The sequence below is a fragment of the Thalassospira sp. MCCC 1A01148 genome (assembly GCF_001613795.1).
Taxonomy (GTDB): domain Bacteria; phylum Pseudomonadota; class Alphaproteobacteria; order Rhodospirillales; family Thalassospiraceae; genus Thalassospira.
The window spans coordinates 1-3,844 of record NZ_LPVZ01000011.1 but is presented as its reverse complement, the minus strand read 5'-3'; the positions used below and the strand labels follow the sequence as shown (position 1 = coordinate 3,844).

Sequence of the window (3,844 nt, the reverse complement as noted above, 5' to 3'; positions counted from 1 at the left end):
CGAAGACAGTGCTATTGCCCTCGACATTGATGCAGGTCTGACGGACAGCTCTGAAACTCTCACAGTCACGATAAGTGGTGTGCCTGAGGGCGCAACGCTGTCCGCCGGTACCGATAATGGTGATGGCACCTGGACGCTGGGTTCCGATCAGCTTGATGGTTTGAGCATCACCCCGCCGGATGACTTCAGCGGATCGTTCGATCTTGGGGTGACAGCGACGTCTGCGGATGGTTCGGATGTTGCGACAGCCACCGACAGCATCACCGTCGATGTGACTGGTGTTGCGGATGCCCCGACGCTCGACGTCAGTGATGCTTCAGGTGACGAAGATAGCGCCATTGCGCTCGACATTGATGCAGGTCTGACGGACTCCAGCGAAACGCTGACCGTGACCATCTCGGGTGTTCCGGATGGCGCAACTCTATCTGCCGGTGCCGATAATGGCGACGGCACCTGGACGCTGAGCTCTGATCAGCTTGACGGTTTGAGCATCACCCCGCCGGATGATTTTAGCGGTTCGTTTGATCTTGGTGTAACGGCGACATCTGCGGATGGTTCGGATGCTGCGACTACGACAGGATCTATCACGGTTGATGTTGATGGTGTTGCGGACGCGCCGACCCTCGATGTATCGTATGCGTCCGGCAACGAAGACTCCGCCATTGCCCTCGACATTGATGCAGGGCTGACAGACTCCAGCGAGACGCTGACCGTGACGATCTCCGGTGTTCCGGATGGTGCGACGCTGTCCGCTGGTGCCGACAATGGCGATGGCACCTGGACACTGAGCTCTGACCAGCTTGATGGTTTGACTATCACCCCGGCTGAAGACTTCAGTGGTTCGTTTGATCTGGGCGTGACCGCGACATCTGCTGATGGTTCAGATGTTGCGACTACGACGGGTTCAATCACGGTTGATGTTGATGGCGTTGCAGACGCGCCGACGCTGGATGTATCGGATGCGTCGGGCAACGAAGATAGCGCCATTGCGCTCGATATTGATGCAGGTCTGACGGACTCCAGCGAGACGCTGACCGTGACCATCTCCGGTGTTCCGGACGGCGCGACCCTGTCCGCCGGTACCGATAATGGCGACGGGACATGGACGCTGGGTTCCGATCAGCTTGACGGTTTGACGATTACACCGGCTGAGGATTTCAGTGGATCGTTTGATCTAGGTGTGACGGCGACCTCCGCCGATGGCTCAGATGTTGCGACTACGACAGGATCTATAGCGGTTGATGTCGATGGCGTTGCCGATGCGCCGTCGCTGGATGTGTCCGATGCTTCGGGCAACGAGGATAGCGCCATTGCGCTCGACATTGATGCAGGTCTGACGGACTCCAGCGAGACGCTGACCGTGACGATCTCCGGTGTTCCGGATGGCGTGACCCTGTCTGCCGGTACCGACAATGGTGACGGCACGTGGACACTGAGCTCTGACCAGCTTGATGGTTTGAGTATTACGCCTGCTGAAGACTTCAGCGGATCGTTTGATCTGGGTGTGACGGCGACCTCCGCCGATGGCTCAGATGTTGCGACTGCCACCGACAGCATCACTGTCGATGTTACTGGTGTTGCAGACGCGCCAACGCTGGATGTATCGAATACTTCGGGTAACGAAGATAGCGCGATTGCGCTCGATATTGATGCCGGTCTCACCGACAGCTCCGAAACCCTCACAGTCACGATAAGTGGTGTGCCTAATGGTGCAACGCTGTCTGCGGGCACCGACAACGGTGATGGTACGTGGACACTGAGTTCTGATCAGCTTGACGGTTTAAGCATCACGCCACCGGATGACTTCAGTGGTTCGTTCGATCTTGGCGTTACCGCGACGTCTGCTGATGGTGAAGACGTTGCCAGCGCGACAGGATCTATTACGGTTGATGTCGATGGCGTCGCCGATGCGCCGATCCTCGATCTATCCGATGCGTCCGGCAACGAAGACAGTGCGATTGCGCTCGATATTGATGCAGGCCTCACCGACAGCTCTGAAACTCTCACAGTCACGATAAGTGGTGTGCCTGATGGCGCAACCCTCTCTGCCGGTACCGACAATGGCGATGGCACATGGACGTTGGGTTCCGATCAGCTTGACGGTTTGAGCATTACGCCGCCGGATGACTTCAGCGGATCGTTCGATCTTGGTGTGACGGCGACGTCTGCGGATGGTTCGGATGTTGCGACTACGACAGGATCTATCACGGTTGATGTTGATGGTGTTGCGGACGCGCCGACACTGGATGTATCGGACGCGTCCGGCAACGAAGACTCGGCCATTGCCCTCGACATTGATGCAGGCCTCACCGACAGCTCTGAAGCCCTGACCGTGACCATCTCCGGTGTTCCGGATGGTGCAACTCTGTCTGCCGGTACCGACAATGGCGACGGTACGTGGACGCTGGGTTCCGATCAGCTTGACGGTCTTACGATTACACCGACTGACGACTTCAGCGGATCATTCGATCTTGGTGTGACCGCGACGTCTGCCGATGGTTCGGATGTTGCCACCTCAACCGGTTCAATCACGGTGGATGTCGATGGCGTCGCCGATGCACCTACGTTGGATGTATCCGATGCGTCGGGCAACGAAGACAGTGCTATTGCGCTCGATATTGATGCAGGTCTGACGGACAGTTCTGAAACCCTCACAGTCACGATAAGTGGTGTGCCGGACGGTGCGACCCTTTCTGCCGGTACCGATAATGGTGACGGCACGTGGACACTGAGCTCTGACCAGCTTGAAGGTTTGAGCATCACGCCGGCTGAAGACTTTAGCGGTTCGTTTGATTTGGGTGTGACGGCGACGTCTGCGGATGGTTCGGATGTCGCGACTGCCATCGACAGCGTCACCGTCGACGTTACTGGCGTTGCAGATGCGCCGATCCTCGATCTATCCGATGCGTCAGGTAACGAAGACAGTGCTATTGCCCTCGACATTGATGCAGATCTGACGGACAGCTCTGAAACCCTCACAGTCACAATAAGTGGTGTTCCGGATGGCGCAACGCTATCCGCTGGTACCGATAATGGCGGCGGCACCTGGACACTGAGCTCTGATCAGCTTGACGGCCTGACCATAACGCCGCCGGATGATTTCAGTGGATCGTTTGATCTTGATGTGACGGCGACGTCTGCGGATGGTTCGGATGTTGCGACTACGACAGGATCTATAACGGTTGATGTCGATGGCGTCGCCGATGCGCCAACGCTGGATGTATCGGATGCGTCGGGCAACGAAGACTCTGCGATTGCCCTCGACATTGATGCTGGTCTCGCTGACAGCTCTGAAACTCTCACACTCACGATAAGTGGTGTGCCTGAGGGCGCAACGCTGTCTGCCGGTACCGATAATGGCGATGGCACGTGGACGCTGAGTTCTGATCAGCTTGATGGTTTGAGCATCACCCCGCCGGATGACTTCAGCGGATCGTTCGATCTTGGGGTGACCGCGACGTCTGCGGATGGTTCGGATGTTGCGACAGCCACCGACAGCATCACCGTCGATGTGACTGGTGTTGCGGACGCCCCGACCCTCGATGTATCGGATGCGTCGGGTAACGAAGATAGCGCGATTGCGCTCGATATTGATGCCGGTCTGACGGACTCCAGCGAAACGCTGACGGTGACCATCTCCGGGGTTCCGGATGGTGCAACGCTGTCTGCTGGCACCGACAATGGTGATGGTACGTGGACACTGAGTTCTGATCAGCTTGACGGTTTGAGCATTACCCCGCCGGATGACTTCAGCGGATCATTCGATCTTGGGGTGACGGCAAACTCCGCCGATGGATCTGATGTTGCCACCTCAACGGGCTCGATTACTGTGGATGTCGGTGGT

At 57.3% G+C, this 3,844-nt stretch carries 1 protein-coding gene; it reads left to right on the top strand.

Annotated elements, in window-relative coordinates; genetic code table 11:
- Positions 1 to 3,844: Ig-like domain-containing protein (locus AUQ43_RS20415; protein WP_232310566.1), on the top strand; the 3,844-nt coding region annotated here is incomplete at both ends.